The following is a 17,559-nucleotide window of genomic DNA, read 5'->3' as shown; positions in this document are numbered from 1 at the left end:
GCTCACCCCTTCACGCTCCCCGCCAGCATGCCGCGGATGTAGTAGCGCTGCAGGGCGAGGAAGAGGATCAGGACCGGCGCCACGGTGATCACGGCGCCGGCCATCATCATCTCGATGTCCTGCACATGCTCGCGCGACAGGGCCGCCAGCGCCACGGGCAGGGTGTAGTTCGACTGGTCCGTCAGGATGATCAGCGGCCACAGGAAGTCGTTCCAGCTGCCGAGGAAGACGAACAGGGCCAGGGTCACGATGATCGGCTGCAGCGTCGGCAGCACCACGCGGCGGAAGATCTGGCCCTCGGAGGCGCCGTCGATCCGCGCGGCCTCCAGCATCTCGTCGGGGATGCTCAGCGCGTACTGGCGCACCAGGAACAGGCCGAAGATCGAGGCCAGCCACGGCACCAGCGCCCCGGCGTAGGTGTTCACCAGCCCCATCTGCTTGAGCATCAGGAACAGCGGCAGGGTGCCGATCTGGGCCGGCACCACCAGGGCCGCGACCAGCAGCTGGAACACCCGGTCCCGGCCCTTGAAGCTCAGCTTGGCGAAGGCGTAGCCGGCCGGGACGGTGAAGGCGAGCGCCAGGCCCGTGGCCAGCGAGGCGAGGGCGAAGCTGTTCCAGAGATAGCGGCCCATGCCCTGGGTCAGGAACAGGTCGCGGTAGTGATCCAGCGTCCAGGTCTTCGGCAGCAGGGGCGGCGGAAAGACCGCCGCCTCGCCGGTCGACATGAAGCTGACCGACACCATCCAGGCCAGGGGGAACAGCACCGCCAACGCGATGAAAGCCACCGCGAGGTTGAGCAGGATCGTCCTGACGGTCCGGGCCCTCATTCGTAGGCCCCCATCCGCTTCGCCACCGCCAGCTGCACCAGGGTCACGGCCAGGATGCACAGGAACAGGACGAAGGCCACGGCGCTGGCGGAGCCGAGGTTCCACCATTTGAAGCCCTCTTCGTACATGAAGTAGAGCACCGTCACGGTCGACTGCGCCGGTCCGCCCTGGGTCATCACATAGGGCTCGGCGAACAGCTGGAAGAAGCCGGCGACCGAGATGATCGACACCAGCAGCAGGGTCGGGGCGATGGCCGGCAGGGTCACATGCCGGAACTGCTTCCACGGCCCGGCCCCGTCGATGCGCGCGGCCTCGTAGAGATCGTCCGGCACGGTCTGCAGAACCGCGAGGAAGATCAGCATGTTGTAGCCGAATATCTTCCACACCACGAACATCAGGATGGCGGGGATCGAGGTCGAGGGCTGGCCCAGCCAGTCGACGGGCGGCAGGCCGATGCTCTGGATCGCCCAGTTGATGACGCCGTATTTGGTGTGCAGCAGATAGTTCCACAGCACCGCCGTGGCCACGAGCGTCGTGACGTAGGGGGCGAAGAACATCACCCGCCACAACGGTCGCCACTTCACCACCCGGGCGTTGAGGATCACCGCGGCGCCCAGCGAGGCGATGATCGACAGCGGCACGCCGATCACGGCGAACAGGCCCGTGTTCTTCATCGCCGTCCAGAACAGCGGATTGCCCAGCAGTCGCTCATAATTCTGCAGCCCCACGAAGCGGACATTGCCGATATCGGCCAGGGCGTAGATGTCGAAATCGGTCAGGCTGAGCAGCAGGGCCGAGAACACCGGCACGACGAAGAAGACGGCGATGGCGATCAGGGCCGGGGCGACGAAGCCCCATGCGGCGCGTTCGCGGGATCGGGGCGTGCCGGGCTTGCGCGCCGGCGTTGCGATGACGGAGGCGTCGACGGCGGTCATTCCGCCCTCCCCTGTTCGATCATCCAGCGGCGCTTCTCCAGCAGCCGGTCGGCGCGCCGGTCGATCTCGGCGGCGGCGGCGCGGGGCGCGTACTCGCCGCGGACCATCCGTTCGGCGACGATCTGCATCTCGGTGACGATCCGCTCCCACTCCGGGACCTTGGGCACGGCCTTCGCCCGCGCCAGCTGGCCCTTGAAGGCGGCGATGTAGGGATCGCCGGCCACGGCGGGCGCGGCCCAGGCGCTCTCGCGCGCCGGCAGGTCGCCGGTGATGACGTTGAAGCGCGCCTGCACCGCCGGATCGGACAGATAGCGCACCAGCTTCCACGCCGCCTCCTGATGCGGCGAATGGCGATAGACGACCAGCGACGACCCGCCCGGCGCCGACGCCCCTGGCCCGTCCGGTCCCGGCACGCCCGAGGTCATCCAGCGCGTGGTCGGCTTCAGCCGGTTCCTGAAATCGCCGATGGTCCACGGGCCGGAGAAATAGAAGCTGAAATACCCCCGCTCGAACTCGGTCCAGACGTTCGAGATCTGGGTCGAGGACGCCACCGGGGCCAGGCCCTCGTCGAACAGGCTCTTGTAGAATTCCAGGGCGGCGACGAAGGAGGCGCTGGAGAAGTTTCCGCGCGTGTCGCGCTCGCGCAGCAGCGGCTCGTCCCCCTGCAGGCCGAAGGTCAGCAGCTGTTCGAACTCGTTGACCGGCAGCAGGACGGCGAAACTGCCCGGACCGGCGATACGCTTCACCGCATGCATGGCCGCCTTCCAGCCGTCCCAGGTCTGGGGCACGGCGTCGAACCCGGCCCGTTCCAGCAGGTCGGAGCGGTAGTAGATCAACCGCGTGTCGACATACCAGGGCGTCCCCATCACCTGGCCGCCGATGCGATTGGTCTCCAGCACCGCGGGGAACTGGTCGGTCAGCAGGTCGGCGGCGAAGGCCGGCGTCTGGCTGATAGCGCCGATGGCGGCCATCTCCGACACCCAGGTGTTGCCCACCTGGCTGAGATCCGGCAGCGACGATCCGGCATAGGCGGTCAGCAGCTTGGAATGGGCCGCGGTCCACGGCAGGGCCTGCACGTCGACCGTGATCCCGGGATTCAGCCGCTCGAACTCGGGCAGGATCTGCGGAACGTTGGTCGCCTCATTGCCCATGGCCCAGAAGGTCAGGCGGGTGGTCCCGTCGTTGCGCCGGCCGCAGCCGGCCAGACCGGACGCCGCCGCCCCGGCCAGCAGGCCGAGCGTCGCCCGTCGATCCGGCCGGGTCCCGATCATGCCTGATCCAGCCAGCCGCCGGTGAACCCGGCCCGCTTCAGGCCGCGCGTCAGGTTCGGTTCGCCGCGCATGCGCCTCCACACGGCGTCGGAACGGTGGTTCTCGATCTGGATCACGATCGGCCCCTGGTCGATGCCCAGATAGTCGCCGTCGACCCAGCCCACCCCCGGGACGATGCGGCCGTGACGCAGGGTCTGATCCGTGCTCGTCAGGGTCGGGTTGAAGGAATCGAGAAAGCCGAACTCGGTGTAGATCGCTGATCCATAACGGGCCTTCATCGCCTTGAGGCAGGCGACGACCTCGGCCGGAGCGAAGGGCATGGACGCCATGGCGGCCGTCGGAGCGATGGTGCCGTCGTCGCGGTCGCCCGGGCCGCGCGCGGAATAGCTGAAGAACTGCCGCTCGCGTCCGTCGATCACCTGTTTGAAATCGCCCGGTCCGTCGCAGGCCGTCAGGCCCCAGATGTCGGCGGAATAGGCGGCCCAACCCATCGGGTTGGCGATGGCGTAGCCGCGCTGCGCCTGGACGACGCGAACGCTGTTCTGGAAGTAGTCGAACGGCCCGATCTCGGCTGCCTTCGCCCGCATGAAGGCATCCCGGATGCCGCGGAAGTCCACGAACATGTGGCTGTACTGGTGGCCGAACAGCGGCGGGAAAGCCAGATGCGCCGGGCCCCAGCGGTCGGTCCAACTCTGATCGTAGACGCTGCACCATTCGTCCCAGACGGCGGCCGGGACCGGATGGGTCGGGCTGCCGATGGCCAGCAGCAGCACCAGCATGCCCTCGTTGTAGATGTGCCAGTCGGCCGCGATGAAGCCGGTCTCCGGATGCCAGCCCATCGAGATGCGGTTGGGACGCACGACGACCCAGTCCCATTCGATCCGCTCGTAGACCGCCTGGGCCAGCCGCCGGATCTCGGCCTCGTCGGCGTGGTCGCCGTCGAACCAGCGCGCCGCGAACAGCATGCCCGCGACCAGCAGGGTCGTATCGACGGTCGACAGCTCGGTGCGGCCGAACCGATGGCCCGTCTCCATGTCGAGGAAGTGGTAGAAGAAGCCCTTGTAGCCTGTCACGCCCGTGGCCTGGGGCCCCTGTGGCGCGTCATGGAAGAAGCGGATGGTGGTCAGGGTGCGCTCGCGCGCCTCCTCGCGGCTCATCCATCCCCGCTCGACCCCGAGGGGCCAGCAGGTCAGGGCGAAGCCGACGGCGGCCACCGAGCAGAAGGACTCCTCGGGCCAGCGGTCGGGCGTCAGGCCATTGGCCCGGTTGGTGACGTGGACGAACCAGTCGAAGGTTCGCCTCTGGAGTTCGTCGACCTCGGGATCGATGACCGGCGTCAGGCTGTCGAGGTCCAGCGCCGTCCCGACGCTGCCGCAGGCCGACAGACCCAGGGCCGCCGCGCCCACAACCGTGGAGCCCATCAGAAATCGGCGACGATCCATGGGCTCCATCCTCGTACTCCAACGCGGGTCCGTCAAAAAAATCGGCCGCCCCCCGTCAGGATCGGGGGGCGGCCGGCAGGCTTGGGAGGCGTCTTACCAGCGGTAGCGCAGGCCCAGCTGGAAGCTGCGGGTCGGCAGGAACTGGCCGCGCGGATCGCCGTACTCGGCGGAGCACAGGCACTGTTCGAAGTTCGAATAGTTCTCGAACCCGAACACATTGATCGCGTCGAGGATCAACTCGACCGACTGGCCGTTGAAGATATCGAACTCCTTGGTCAGCCGCAGATCGACCTGGCGGTAGGCCCAGGCGTTGGGGATGATGAAGCTGTGCGTCTCGGGCCGGCCGCCGTTCCAGCAGGCGTCCGGATTGGACGGGTTCGGACGAACGGCGGAGGGGCACGCCCACTGGTGGAAGGGCAGGCCCGATCCCAGCGTCAGTATCCCTGACAGACGGAAGTCCAGCGGCAGGTCGACGATGCCGGTGGCGACGATGCGGTGGCGCTCGTCCTGGGCCGTCGGGAAGGTCACCGAGACGCCCGGCGTGTTGTAGTCGAAATCGAAGCCGCCGATTCCGGTGTCGCGGCTGCCGTTCCGCTCGGCGTCCGACAGCGTGTAGCTGAAGCTCATGCCCCAGCCGTCGTCCGCGTTATAGGGCTTGTCGATCGTCAGATAGAGCGCCTTGAACGTCTGCTCCGCGTCGTGGTTGGAGAAGAAGATCAGGTTGCGGAACTCGGGGAAGCCGACCGAGGTCGGGGTGGGACCCGAGAAGCGGTCGGCCGTCTCGGAGCCGGCGTTGGCGATGTACCAGGCGAACAGATTCTCGGTCTTGCCGTAGGCCAGGGTCAGGGCCGTCTGGAAATCGCCGAACTTCTGGCGGATGCCGAAGTTGAACTGGTCGGTGCGCGGCGGCTCGGCGTCGTTCTTGATCAGGAACACCTCGCCGGCGCCCGGCGCCGCGGCCAGCAGCGGGTCGAGGCCCGCGGGCGTCAGATAGATCGGGTTCCAGGCGACGGTGTTGACCCCGCCCCGCATGCCGCCGGCCTGCGAGAAGAAGATCTCCTTGTTGAACTGGGTCGGCTTGAACCGCTCGTCGAAGGCGAAGTTGAAGCCGATCCGGTCATAGTAGCGACCGGCCCCGCCGAAGATCACCGTCCGCTCGTCGCCGAAGACGTCGTACGAGAAGCCGATGCGCGGCTGGAAGGCGCCGGTGAAGGCGTCGCGGCCGTTGGTGACGTAGTCGGCCGGGTTGAAGTAGGACGGGAAATCGTAGCCCGGCAGGTTCTGGATCGCCGCCAGCATGTCGCGGATGTTCTGCGGCGTGCTGTATTCGTTGTTGACCGCATTGTCCTCGTAGTCCCAGCGGATGCCGAGGTTCACCTCCAGCTGGTCGCTGAGTTGCCAGTCGTCCTGGATGTACAGGCCGATGACGTTGTTGGTTACGTCCGCCGGGGCGACCAGGGCGCCCAGTTCCACGCGGACCGGGATATCGATGCTGCCGTTGATCTCGGGGCGACCGTCGACGTCGAAGATGAACTGCGGGTTCCGGCCGAAACGCTTGTCGACCAGATAGTTCTGGTTCGAGAATTTGAAGCCCATCTTCAGGGTGTGAAGGCCGTTCCAGTCGATGTCGTTGAAGGTCAGGTCGTCCTTGAACGTCCAGTTCGTCTGGCGAATGTTCTGATTGTTGCTCTGACCCCCGGTGTTGAACACCGTGTCCTCGCGATTGAACACATTGTACTGGAAGCCCGGCGTTCCGGCGTCGTTGTCGCGGAAGATGACGTACGACCGGCCGTAGTCCGTGAAGTTCAGCGCCGTCGGGTTGTACGTGTATTCATAGAAGTCCAGTTGGGCCTCGTTCAGGAAGCCGTCCCCCTGGAACTGGTGCCGCGCCACCACCGAGATGGTCTCGACATTGACCGCGTTGGCCCGCGAATAGGCGCTGGTCCCGCCGAAGTCGCGGATGTCCTGTTCGGTGCGGTAGGTGGCGCTGATGTCCAGGCGCTGGCGGTCGTCGATCGACCACGACAGCTTGCCGAAGAACAGATCCTCCTCGAACGGCGCGTCGAAGGTGCCGGTGTCGGCGCCGAACAGGGGCGCGTAGGCGGCGCGGTTCAGCACCACCGTGTTGCGGCGGGTCTCGTCCTTGCGCTCATAGGCGCCGAAGAAGTGCAGGCGGTCCTCGATGATCGGGCCGCCGATGGAGCCGCCGTACTGGAGTCGCTCGACGCCGACCTCGCGGCCGAAGGCGTCCGCGTCGGTCCAGCCGGCGTCCTGGTAGGTGATGAAGGCGTCGCCGCTGAATTCATTGGTGCCCGAGCGGGTCACCGAGGTGATGATCGAGGACGAGGCCTGCTCGTACTCGGCCTTGAAGTTCTGGCTCAGGACCCGGAACTCCTGGATCGCCACCTGCGGGAAGGGGTTGCCGCGGCTGTCGTCCTGACCGCCGACGCCGCCGTCGATAATGGTCGACTTCTGGTTCTGGCCGTCGATGAAGACGTTGATCGCCGAGGCGCCCTGGCCGCCGGCCGAGATGGTCCGTTCGGTTTCGCCCTCGGTCACCCGCACGCCGGGCGCCAGCGCCGCGAAGTTCAGGAAGTTGCGGCTGATCTGCGGCAGGTTGTTGATCTGGGTCTGGCTGACGTTGGTGGCGACTTCGGAAGTCCGCACCTCGAAGATGCGGCGACCGGTGACGACCACCTCGCCCAGTTCGGCGGCGCCGGCGTCGGCGGCGCCCGTGGGGGCCACGTCCAGATCCAGCGTGGCCACCTGGCCGAGGGATACGGTGATCAGGTCCTCGACCGACTGGCCGTCCGCCGTGGCGACATTGATGCGATAGGTGCCGGGCCGCAGGCCGGGGATCACATAGCCGCCGTCCGCGCCGATGCGGCCGCGGCTGACATAGCCGGTCGCGACCTCGGTGGCGGTGACGGTTCCGCCGGTCTCGACCGCCTGGCCTTCATAGACCGTGCCCCGGAGGGTCGAGGTGGCGACCTGGGCCGAAGCCCCGCCGGCGCAGGCCAGCGACACGGCCATGGCGAGGGCGGACGCGGCCCCCAGATACTGGACGGACTTGCGGGTCATCAGGAATTCTCCCCCTTCAGAGATGGCGTTTCGGCGGTGACGCTCTGGCGGTCGCCGGATGTGGATTGGCTGGAAACGGACGGGTCGGACGTCGCCGCTTGACTTGACGGACGCACGACCAGTTCCGGGCGTACGACCTCGCAGGCGGTGTCGGCGACGGCTTCGCCCGCTGCGTTGATGAGGCGGACGAGGCGCTCGAGCGCGCCCCGTCCGGTTTCGGCGATCTTGATTCTCAGGGTGGTCAGGCCGGGCCGGACCAGGGCCGCGATCGGCACGTCGTCGAAGCCGATCAGGGCGACGTCCTCGGGAACGCGCAGACCGGCGTCCTGCAACGCCAGCATGGCGCCCACGGCCATGATGTCGTTGGCGGCGAAGACGGCGTCGGGACGCGGCTCGCGCCGCGCCAGCTCGGCCCCGGCCGCGTATCCCGAGGACTGGGTGAACTCGCCGTCCACGACCGTGGTCGGCAGGCCGGCCCGGGCCATGGCTTCCAGATAGCCGGCAAGGCGCGTCTCGGCCTCGAGGTTGCCGGCCGGACCGGCGATGTGGGCGATGCGTCGGCGGCCCGTCGCCGCCAGATGCTCGACCGCCTGGACGGCCCCCCCGTGATTGTCGACGACGATGGAGGGCCGGCCGGCGTCGGCGCCGCCGTTCATCAGCAGGATCGGCAGCCGCCCCGCCAGGCCGGCCGCCAGGTTGGCGGCGTCCAGATGGGGCGAGAGCACGATCAGACCGTCCACCCGCCCGCGCATTGAACGGATCGCGGCCGAGGCCTCCTCGGCGTCGTCGTGCGAACTGGAGACGATCAGGTGATAGCCCAGCGCCCGGGCGGCCACGTCCATGCCGCGGATCAGTTCGGAGAAGAATTCGCCGTACAGGTCCGGCAGGATCACGCCGATCGTCTGGGTCTTGCTGGTGGACAGGCTGCGGGCGCCGGAGTGGGGCACATACTGCAGCGCCTTGGCGGCCTCGAGGACCCGGTTCCGGGTCGCTTCGGTGACCGGACCGGCGCCGTTCAGGACGCGCGAAACCGAGGCCACGGACACCTCGGCCCGTTCGGCCACATCGCGAATCGTGGCGGCCTTCACGCCGCCGCCTTAACGCAGGTTTGCCGGATCGCCGTCGGCGCCAAAGTCCATCCTCCCTGAGCGTTTCCAGTCCCGGCCCGCTTGTCGCGGGTCCGTCCGGAAAAACCGTGTAACCGATTACATGACACACTAGCCGTGCGCCCCGCAAGTGCCCTAGTTTGGCCACACCAAGGTTGTGCTCGCGGCGCTACACGCGTACCGACCGCGCCCAGCCCCTCTTTCCAGTTTGCGTTCCCGCTCGCCGAGGCCCTTACAAATGAACTCAGGAAACACAGGTAGTTATCGGTTTCCAGAAGGTTTTCTGTGGGGCGCCGCGACGGCCGCCTATCAGATCGAGGGCTCGTCCATGGCCGACGGCGCGGGCGCCTCGATCTGGGACCGGTTCAGCCACACCCCGGGCAACATGAACGACGGCGACACCGGCGACGTGGCCTGCGACCACTACAACCGCTGGCGCGAAGACATCCAGCTGATGAAGCGGCTGAACCTGCAGGCCTACCGTTTCTCGGTCAGCTGGAGCCGGGTCATGCCCGAGGGCCGCGGGGCCATCAACGCCAGGGGTCTCGACTTCTACGACAGGCTGATCGACGGCCTGCTCGAGCAGGGCATCGAGCCGCTCTGCACCCTTTACCATTGGGACCTGCCCGCCGCGCTCGACGACCGCGGCGGCTGGCTCAACCCGGACATCGCCGACTGGTTCGCCGACTACGGCCAGGTCCTGTTCGAGAAGTTCAAGGGCCGGGTGAAGACCTGGGGCACCATCAACGAACCGTGGGTCATCGTCGACGGCGGCTATCTCCACGGCGCCCTGGCCCCCGGCCACCGCTCGGCCTTCGAGGCGATGATCGCCGGCCACAACGTCCTGCGCGCCCACGGCGCCGCGGTGAAGCGTTTCCGCCAGGTCGGGGAAGGCGAGATCGGCATCGTCCTCAACATCGAGCCGAAATATCCCGCCTCGGACAGGCCCGAGGACGAGGCCGCCCGCCGACGCGCCGAAGCCCAGATGAACCGCTGGTTCCTCGATCCCCTGATGGGCCGCGGCTATCCGGAGGAGCTGAAGGACGTATACGGCGAGGCTTACCGCGAGTTCCCGCAGGAAGACTTCGACCTGATCGCCACCCCGACCGACTGGATGGGGCTGAACTGGTACACCCGCTCGGTGCCCGAGAATGCGCCCGACGTCTGGCCCATCCGCGCCCGGCCGGTGAAACAGGTCCGGCACGCCCACACCGAGACCGGCTGGGAGGTCTATCCCCCCGCCCTGACCGACACCCTGGTCTGGCTGCACGAACAGACCGGCGGCAAACTGCCCCTGATGGTCACCGAGAACGGCTCGGCCTGGTACGACCCGCCCCACGCCATCGACGGCCGCGTCCACGATCCGATGCGCGTCGACTATCTGAAGAACCACCTCAAGGCCCTGCACGACGCCATCGGCAAGGGCGTCGACGTGCGCGGCTATATGGCCTGGTCGCTGCTCGACAATCTCGAATGGTCGCTGGGCTATTCGAAGCGGTTCGGCATCACCCACGTGAATTTCCAGACCCAGGAGCGGACCATCAAGGATTCGGGCCTGCTCTACGCCGAGGTGATCAAAACCCACGGCGCGGTGCTGGATACGCTGTGACCGTCGTCCGCGAGGCCGCCTGCCGGTGCGGCGCGCTTCGGGCGCGCTGCGAGGGCGAGCCGGTCCGCGTCTCGGTCTGCCACTGCCTCGCCTGCCAGCGGCGCTCCGGCAGCGCCTTCGCCGCCCAGGCCCGCTTTCCGGCCGACCGGGTCACGATCACGGGCGAGGCCCGCGTCTGGACCCGCATCGCCGACAGCGGCCGCGCCACCGACTACAGCTTCTGTCCCGACTGCGGCTCGACCGTCCACTACGCCGGCGGCGCCTTCCCCGCTTTGATCGCCATCCCCCTCGGCGCCTTCGCCGACCCCGGCTTTCCGCCGCCGGAATTCTCGGTCTGGGAAAAGCGCAGACATCCGTGGACCGTCGTCCTCGGCGACGACGTCGAACACACGGACTGAGTCTCAGCGCACGCGCGCGTACCAGGCCTCGATCAGGTCCAGCCGCTCCGCGAACGGCGCGGCCTTCGCCACCGGCCCGTCGTTGGCGAACTCCAGCAGCCGGTCCGGTTCCGCTCCGAACTCCGGCCAGGTCGGCCGTCCGGGCGCGTTCGGATTTCCGCTCGCCGCGAAGGTCGTCCAGTAGCCGGCCATCGCGTCCGCCTGCCGCTGGTCCATCTCCGCCGTCGGCCAGGGCGAGGCCGTCAGATTGTCGAACACATACTGCCGCTCCGAGGCGTGGGTCGCCCCCGCGTGCGGCTCCGGCATCGCCGCCGAGACCACGTCGAACCGGTACAGATACGTCGGATGGCCGTTGCGCGCGTGCAGCCGCGCCAGACGCCGCGCCGGCTCGTTGAACACCAGGTCGCTCAGCACGAACTGGTCGTAGCCGTCCTGACCGCCATAGGCCCCGAGAAAGGCCTCGCGGTCCGTGTCCGTCATGGCGTCGTCCAGCGCGCCGTAGGGGCTGAGGTCGGACGGCTTCATCCACCAGAACTCGGCGCTGTTCGTGCCGATGATCAGCGGCACGGACGCCTCGCGGCCCGCGGCGAAGGCGGCCTCCACGTCTTCGGAGACGAGGCACCCGTCCCGCACCAGCAGGTCGCCGCCGTAGAAATTGGGCGCCGGGCGCAGCAGGGCCTCCGGGGGAATCGCCCGCAATTGCGCGACCGTCGCGGCTCCCTGAGTGTCCGCGAACGCCTCGCCCCTCGCCTGCATCGACGGTCCGCCGTCCCGCCTCGGCCGGTCCGGCGGCGTGCCCTCGTCCCGACCCAGGCCCGACTGCACCACCGCCCGGTGAAACAGGCCGCGCGCAGGCTCCGAGATCATCAGCCGCGTCACCAGCGCCCCGCCGGCCGACTCGCCGAAGATGGTCACATTGTCCGCGTCGCCGCCGAACGCCGCCGCATTGTCCCGCACCCACTCCAGGGCCGCGATCACGTCCATCAGGCCGTAGTTGGCCGCCGGCTCGCCCGGTTCGCGCTCCGCCGCCAGGGCCGGATGGTCGAAGAACCCCAGCCGCCCCAGCCGGTAGTTGATCGTCACCACCACCACGCCGCGTTTCGCCAGGCGCGTTCCGTCGTACAGGGCCGCCGTGCCCGAGCCGTTGTTCAGCCCGCCGCCATGGATCCACATCATGATCGGCAGCGGGTCGGCGCCCCGCTCCTGCGGCGCCCAGACGTTCAGCGTCAGGCAGTCCTCGCTCATCGGCAGAGGTCCGACGCCGTTGTCGCCGTTGGCGGGCGGCTGGATGCAGATGGCCCCGACTTCGCCCGCGTCGCGGGTCCCGGCCCAGGCCGCGGGCGGCTCCGGCGCCCGCCAGCGCAGGGGTCCGACCGGGGGTTGCGCATAGGGTACGCCCTTGAAGCTCGCCACCCCGTCGGCCGAGCGCCCCGCAAGCGATCCGCCGGCGACGACGGCGACGGGTCCGGTCTGTGGATCGGAGGCCGGAGACGTCATCAGCAGCGCCGCGGAAAACATGGAGGCCAGGACCATGAGGTCAGACTAGCGCGTAGCGGACGAGCCCGCCAAATGACCGGCGCGCGACGACCTCCGTTCGCCCTTGAACCAGCGGCCCGTCGAGGCGTTACTGTGCGGCAGGCGGGGTCCACAGTGAAGCATCTGGCGAAATCGGGCGGCCTCGGGGTCGATCTGGCGAGCGCGTTTGACGCCTCGCCCAATCCCTATGTGCTGCTGACTCCCGATCTGCGCATCGCCGGGGTGAACCAGGCCTACCTCGAAGTGACCGGCAGCAGCCGCGACGCCATTCTCGGACGATCCTTGTTCGCCGCCTTCGATTCCGGCTCCGGCGCGGAAGCGGTCGAGAACATCCGGCGCGTCCGGGCGTCGCTGGAAAAGGCCCGCGACACCCGGCAGCGCGATCACCTCGCCGTGGTCAAATTCGCGATGCGCCGGCGCGGAGACGACGGCCGCGACGTGTTGGAGGACCGCTACTGGAGCGCCACCCACACCCCCATCCTCGACGACGAGGGCGAAGTGGTCTTTCTGCTGCAGCACACCACCGACATCACCGAACTGCAGCGCTTACGCGAGAGCCACGCCCGCCCGGGCCGGGCCAGCGCCATGGACGTCATGCTGGGCGGCGCGGTCCTCGGCCGGGCGCAGCAGGTCCAGGAAGACAACCGGCGCCTCGAGACCGAGCGCGATCGCCTGACCGGGATGTTCATGCAGGCGCCGGGCTTCGTCTGTGTGCTTTCCGGCCCCGACCATGTCATCCAGATGCACAACCCCGCCTATGGCCAGCTGGTGGGTCACCGCGACCTCATCGGCAAGCCGCTGCGTGAGGCCCTGCCGGAGCTGGTCGGACAGGGCTATTACGAATTCCTCGACGCCGTCTATGCGACGGGGGAGCCGCACGAGGGTCGCGCCAGCCAGGTGCTGCTGCAACGGCGTCCCGACGAGCCCCTGGAGAGCCTGTATCTCGACTTCGTCTATCAGCCGATCCGCGATGCGGCGGGGGACGTGGTCGGCATCTTCGTCCAGGGCCATGACGTCACCGACACCCGCCTCGCCGCCGAGCGTCAGAAGCTGATGATCGACGAGCTGAACCACCGGGTGAAGAACACCCTGGCCACGGTCCAGTCGATCGCCATCCAGACCGCGCGCTCCCACGTCGACCCGCGCACCTTCGCCGAGGGCTTCCAGGCGCGGCTGCTGGCCCTGTCGCACACCCACGACCTGCTGACCCGCAGTCACTGGGAGGGCGCGGACCTGCGCGACATACTGCAGCATGAAACCGAGGCGCACGGGCCCCAGCGGGTCAGTCTGGTCGGCCCGCCGGTGGCGCTGGGCCCCGCCGCCGCCCTGTCGCTGGGCATGATCTTCCATGAGCTGGCGACCAACGCCGCCAAATACGGCGCCCTCTCCGCGCCCGAAGGCCGGGTGCTGGTGGACTGGGCGGTGGCCGACCAGTCCCGTCCCGTCCTTCGGCTGAGCTGGCGCGAGATCGACGGTCCGCCCACGGCCCCGCCGGCGCGCAGGGGGTTCGGCAGCCGGCTGATCGAACGAAACGTGCGCCACGATCTGGCGGGCGAGGTCAAACTCGACTACGCAAACAGCGGTTTCAGCGCGGAATTCTCCATTCCGCTGCATCTGGGGAGAGCTTCATGAGCCAGGCGTTGTCGGGCCGTCGCGTCCTGGTGGTGGAGGACGAATCGCTCGTCGCCATGCTGCTGGAAACCATCCTCGAGGATATGGGCTGCACCCCGGTCGGCCCCGCGTCCACCGTGGACGAGGGGCTCGCCATGGCCACGGGCGGCGAGCCGCTCGACGCCGCCCTGCTGGACGTCAACGTCGCCGGTCGCCAGGTCTTCCCGATCGCCCAGGCCCTGAAAGACCGCGGCGTGCCCTTCGTCTTCTCGACCGGCTACGGCGAGGGCGGTCTGCCAGACGAATGGCGCGGCCAGGCCACCATCCAGAAGCCCTTCACCGAGGCCGCCGTCCGCGACGCCCTGATGCAGGCCATGGGCGTGGAGAACGTCTGAGGCCTACCGCCCCAGATCCTTCAGCACCGCCCGCGCCGCATTGTGTCCCGGGGCGCCGGTGACGCCGCCGCCCGGATGGGCGCCCGATCCGCACAGATAGAGGCCGGGAACCGGCATCCGGTGATCGGCGTGGCCCAGCACCGGCCGGGCGCTGAATAGCTGGTCCAGCGACAGCCGGCCGTGGAAGATGTCCCCGCCCACCAGGCCGAAGCGCCGCTCCAGATCGCGCGGCCCCAGCGCCAGCCGGCCGACCACCGACGCCTTGAACCCCGGCGCATGGGCGTCGACCGTGTCGATCATCAGATCGGCCACCGTGTCGCGGTGCTCGTCCGCCAGCGTCGGATCGACATGCTGGCAGAACAGGCTGGCGACGTGCTGACCGGGGGGCGCCAGGCTGTCGTCCAGGGTCGAGGGGATCAGCATCTCGACGATCGGCTTCGACGACCAGCCGTTCAGCCGCGCCTCGGCGTGGGCCCGGTCCATGTAGCCCAGCGACGGCGCGATGATGATGCCGGCGGTCAGGTGGTCGCCCTGCCCCGGCAGGCTGGTGAAGTTCGGCAGCTCCGACAGGGCCACATTCATGCGGAAGGTGCCCGAACCGGACTGGTAGTTTCCGATCCGCTCGCGGAAGTCCGCCGGCACGACGGCGTCGTCCACGAACCGCTCGAACAGCAGGCGCGGATGCAGGTTGGACACGACGGCTCGGGCCCGCACCACGTCCCCGGCCTCGGTGACCGCGCCCACGGCCCGGCCCTTTTCCGTCAGCACCTCGGCGACCGGCGTCTCCAGCCGGACATCGACGCCCTGTTCGGCGCAGGCCGCGGCCATGGCGCGGGTGATCGCCCCCATGCCGCCCATGGCGTGGCCCCAGACGCCCTTGCGCCCGTTCACCTCGCCGAAGACGTGATGCAGCAGCACATAGGCCGAGCCCGGCGTATAGGGGCTGGCGTAGTTGCCCACGACGCTGTCGAAGCCGAACAGGGCCTTGATCGGGTCGCTCTCGAACCAGCCGTCCAGCCAGTCGCCGGCCGACTTGGCGAACAGGTCCAGCAGGTCGCGCCGGCCAGCGACGTCCAGCCCCGCCGCCTGCTTGCCCAGGGACGCGCCCTTGAGCAGTTCGGGCAGCATGGCCATCCAGCCGCCCTCGACCATGTTGGGCGGCGCCTTCAGGATCCAGTCGCGCAGCACCGAGGCCACGACCTCCAGCCGCGCCTCGTAATCGGGCAGCCGCTCCGCATCCCGCGCGGAGAATTTCGCCAGTTCCCCCTGCGTCCGTCCCTCGCCCGCGAGGAAATGCCGCCCGTCTTCGAAGGGCAGGAAGTTGGAGACCTTGCGCTCCACCACCCGCAGGCCGTGCCGCGCCAGTTCCAGATCGGCGATGATCTTCGGGTTCAGCAGGCTGACGGTGTAGCTGGCGGTGGAGTTGCGGAAGCCGGGATGGAATTCCTCGGTCACCGCCGCCCCGCCGACCACATGTCGCCGCTCCAGAACCGTCACCTTCAGCCCGGCCCGCGCCAGATAGAAGGCGCACACCAGTCCGTTGTGGCCCCCGCCGAGGATGACGACGTCGGTTGTGGTGGTGGTCATGGGCGCTCCGCTCCGCCCTCCCTCCTAGGAGTTTTCGCCGCCCCCCGGCAAGCATCCGCCCGCCCCTGCACCGGTCCTGCACGGCCTCTGCGCCGATAATCCCCGGCGGGCGCAACCCGGGTGGACGCGGCGCGGCGACAAGCGGAACCGCAAGGGAGGCCCGCATGCATCGCCCATCCATACTGTCCCGCTCGTCCTTCTGGCTGAAGGCCGGCCTCGCCGCCGCCCTCGTGGCCCTGGCCGACGCCTTCTTCGTCTGGCACGAGCCCGGCTCCACCGTCGGTCTGTTCGCCCTGGCCTGGCTCGGGGCGCTCATCGTGGCGCGCCCCGGACTGCTGCGCGAGCGGCGCGCCCTCGCCGCCGTCGCCGCCGCCGCCGCCCTTGCCCTGATCATGATGGACCGGCCCGGCCCGCTGGCCTGGATCCTGTTCGGCCTGGCGACGGCCGTGGCCGTACTGTCGGCCCGGGTCCGCGCCGGCGAGCCGGCCTGGGCCTGGGCGCAGCGGTTCGTGGTCCTCGGCGCGGTCGGACTGGCCGGCCCGGCGATCGACCTGTTCCGCCTGTCCCGGCTGAAGCGCCGCCGCACGGGGCCGTCCGCGGTCGCGGTCCTGGGCCTGCTGGTCATGCCGGTGGTCGGCGGCGCGGTCTTCCTGGCCCTGTTCGCGGCGGCCAATCCGCTGATTTCTGACTTCCTCGCCGGCCTGGCCGCGCCGGCCCTGCCGGAAGACAGCGTCGCGCGCGTCATCCTGTGGTCCGTCGTGGCCGTCATGACGCTGGGCGCGCTCCGCCCCCGCTGGCGGCGCGGGCTGATCGCCCTGCCGACGCGCGGCCCGGCCCGACCGTCGGCCGCCCTGACCACCTCCATCACCTGGTCGCTGATCGTCTTCAACGCCGTCTTCACCCTGCAGAACGGCCTCGACATCGCCTTCCTGTGGAGCGGCGCTCCCTTGCCCGGCGACATGGGCCTGGCCGACTACGCCCACCGCGGGGCGTATCCGCTGATCGTCACCGCCCTGCTGGCCGGGCTGTTCGTGCTGATCGCCCTGCAGCCGGGCTCGGACACGGCCCGGCGCCCGCTGGTGCGCGGGCTGGTGGTGGTCTGGGTCGGCCAGAACCTCGTGCTGGTCGCCTCCAGCCTGCTGCGCACCGCCGACTACATCGAATCCTACGCCCTGACCCGTTTCCGCATCGCCGCCATGCTCTGGATGATCCTGGTCGGGATCGGCCTGCTGCTGATCTGCTGGCGCATGCTGCGCGACCGCCCGGCCCACTGGCTGATCGACGCCAATGTCCGCGTCGTCCTGGCCGTCCTGGCCATGGTCAGCGTGATCGACCTGGGCGCCGTCGCCGCCGCCTGGAACGTGCGCCATGCCCGCGAGGTCGGGGGCCGCGGGGTCGAGCTGGACCTCGGCTATCTGCGCGGCCTCGGCGCTCCGGCTCTGGTCTCCCTCGTCGAGCTGGAGCAGACCACCGACGACCCCGACCTGCGCGACCGCGCGGCCGCCGTCCGCCGCGAGGTCCTCGCCGATGTCCGCCGCGGCCTGGGCGAATGGCGCGGCTGGACCTGGCGCGACCAGCGCCGTCTCGACCGGGTCGAGGCCCTGACGCGGGACCGGCCCCTGTCGCCGCCGAAGCCGGGCCCGCGACGCCTGGACGGTCGCCTGATCCCGCCCCCGCCGCCGCCCGCGCCGGTGGTCGCGGTCCCGCCGCCGGCGGCCTGGCCCGCGCCTGAACCGTTGACCTCGCCGGCGGGAGGCTGAA

Annotated in this window: 13 protein-coding genes; 5 read left to right on the top strand and 8 right to left on the bottom strand. The window is 69.2% G+C overall.

Going from position 1 to position 17,559, the window contains the following annotated elements; genetic code table 11:
- Positions 1–2 precede the first annotated feature (2 nt).
- The 6 genes from Q8Q71_RS09610 to Q8Q71_RS09585 form a co-directional block, all read right to left on the bottom strand.
- Entirely contained in the window at positions 3–827 is an 825-nt protein-coding gene (locus Q8Q71_RS09610; RefSeq protein ID WP_305759364.1) for a carbohydrate ABC transporter permease, read from the bottom strand.
- Complete coding sequence (locus Q8Q71_RS09605) at positions 824–1,762, bottom strand: carbohydrate ABC transporter permease (protein WP_305759363.1); 939 nt, start codon at positions 1,760–1,762, stop codon at positions 824–826. The genes Q8Q71_RS09610 and Q8Q71_RS09605 overlap by 4 nt, the downstream gene beginning before the upstream one ends.
- Positions 1,759–3,033, bottom strand: a complete 1,275-nt coding sequence (locus tag Q8Q71_RS09600; protein WP_305759362.1) for a sugar ABC transporter substrate-binding protein — start codon at positions 3,031–3,033, stop codon at positions 1,759–1,761. Before Q8Q71_RS09600 ends, Q8Q71_RS09605 begins: the two co-directional genes overlap by 4 nt.
- On the bottom strand, positions 3,030–4,475 hold the full coding sequence (locus Q8Q71_RS09595) for a glucoamylase family protein (protein ID WP_305759361.1): 1,446 nt from the start codon (positions 4,473–4,475) through the stop codon (positions 3,030–3,032). The genes Q8Q71_RS09600 and Q8Q71_RS09595 overlap by 4 nt, the downstream gene beginning before the upstream one ends.
- Before the next feature lie 93 nt (positions 4,476–4,568).
- Complete coding sequence (locus Q8Q71_RS09590; protein WP_305759360.1) at positions 4,569–7,556, bottom strand: TonB-dependent receptor domain-containing protein; 2,988 nt, start codon at positions 7,554–7,556, stop codon at positions 4,569–4,571.
- Positions 7,556–8,644, bottom strand: a complete 1,089-nt coding sequence (locus Q8Q71_RS09585; protein ID WP_305759359.1) for a LacI family DNA-binding transcriptional regulator — start codon at positions 8,642–8,644, stop codon at positions 7,556–7,558. Before Q8Q71_RS09585 ends, Q8Q71_RS09590 begins: the two co-directional genes overlap by 1 nt.
- Positions 8,645–8,900: 256 nt before the next feature.
- On the opposite strand from Q8Q71_RS09585, the gene Q8Q71_RS09580 reads away from it, so the two are divergent.
- Both Q8Q71_RS09580 and Q8Q71_RS09575 read left to right on the top strand, forming a co-directional pair.
- Entirely contained in the window at positions 8,901–10,271 is a 1,371-nt protein-coding gene (locus tag Q8Q71_RS09580) for a GH1 family beta-glucosidase (RefSeq protein WP_305759358.1), read from the top strand.
- A complete protein-coding gene (locus tag Q8Q71_RS09575; protein WP_305759357.1) occupies positions 10,268–10,669 on the top strand; it encodes a GFA family protein in 402 nt (133 codons plus the stop codon). The genes Q8Q71_RS09580 and Q8Q71_RS09575 overlap by 4 nt, the downstream gene beginning before the upstream one ends.
- Positions 10,670–10,672: 3 nt before the next feature.
- Here Q8Q71_RS09575 and Q8Q71_RS09570 read toward each other — a convergent pair whose 3' ends face one another.
- Complete coding sequence (locus Q8Q71_RS09570; RefSeq protein WP_305759356.1) at positions 10,673–12,202, bottom strand: carboxylesterase/lipase family protein; 1,530 nt, start codon at positions 12,200–12,202, stop codon at positions 10,673–10,675.
- Positions 12,203–12,319: 117 nt separating this feature from the next.
- Between Q8Q71_RS09570 and Q8Q71_RS09565 the strand changes: the two genes are divergently transcribed.
- Together Q8Q71_RS09565 and Q8Q71_RS09560 are read left to right on the top strand one after the other, a co-directional pair.
- Complete coding sequence (locus Q8Q71_RS09565) at positions 12,320–13,837, top strand: PAS domain-containing protein (protein ID WP_305759355.1); 1,518 nt, start codon at positions 12,320–12,322, stop codon at positions 13,835–13,837.
- On the top strand, positions 13,834–14,211 hold the full coding sequence (locus Q8Q71_RS09560) for a response regulator (protein ID WP_305759354.1): 378 nt from the start codon (positions 13,834–13,836) through the stop codon (positions 14,209–14,211). Before Q8Q71_RS09565 ends, Q8Q71_RS09560 begins: the two co-directional genes overlap by 4 nt.
- A gap of 3 nt (positions 14,212–14,214) precedes the next feature.
- Here Q8Q71_RS09560 and Q8Q71_RS09555 read toward each other — a convergent pair whose 3' ends face one another.
- Positions 14,215–15,798 (bottom strand): NAD(P)/FAD-dependent oxidoreductase, encoded by a 1,584-nt coding sequence (locus tag Q8Q71_RS09555; protein WP_305759353.1) that lies wholly within the window; start codon positions 15,796–15,798, stop codon positions 14,215–14,217.
- Between the two features lie 164 nt (positions 15,799–15,962).
- Between Q8Q71_RS09555 and Q8Q71_RS09550 the strand changes: the two genes are divergently transcribed.
- Complete coding sequence (locus Q8Q71_RS09550; protein ID WP_305759352.1) at positions 15,963–17,558, top strand: DUF4173 domain-containing protein; 1,596 nt, start codon at positions 15,963–15,965, stop codon at positions 17,556–17,558.
- The last annotated feature ends 1 nt before the right edge of the window (position 17,559 follow it).

This window comes from Brevundimonas sp., assembly GCF_030704825.1.
In the GTDB taxonomy this organism is placed as follows: Bacteria; Pseudomonadota; Alphaproteobacteria; order Caulobacterales; family Caulobacteraceae; genus Brevundimonas.
This window is presented reverse-complemented; position numbering and strand designations above follow the sequence as displayed.